This window comes from Oleiphilus sp. HI0061, assembly GCF_001635675.1.
Genome location: NZ_LWFE01000780.1, coordinates 1 through 359 on the forward strand (window position 1 = coordinate 1; position 359 = coordinate 359).

The window sequence follows — 359 nt, forward strand, 5'->3', positions numbered from 1 at the left end:
GCCGCTTAAAGATCTGGAGCATGACCTTCACTCAGTCGTTGCTTTTGGAATTCTCCCCGTCTTCGCCTTCGCCAATGCTGGAATCAATCTATCAGGTATAGGTTTAGAGCAAATGCTTCATAACGTCCCCGTTGGCATCGCGCTAGGCTTGTTTGTCGGTAAGCAAGTGGGGATATTCGGTTTATGCTGGCTTGCCATTAAACTTAAACTAGCCCAACTACCTTCTGGCATGAACTGGCTTAGCCTGTATGGCACAGCGGCACTCTGTGGTATTGGCTTTACAATGAGCTTGTTTATTGGCTCACTTGCCTTTGAAGAAAGCGGAGTCAACATGATCTTTGATGAACGCCTTGGTATCG

1 protein-coding gene is annotated in these 359 nt (G+C 47.4%); it reads left to right on the top strand.

Annotation, left to right across the window (positions count from 1 at the left end; genetic code table 11):
- Positions 1-359: Na+/H+ antiporter NhaA (locus A3735_RS09530; protein WP_197485805.1), on the top strand; the 359-nt coding region annotated here is incomplete at both ends.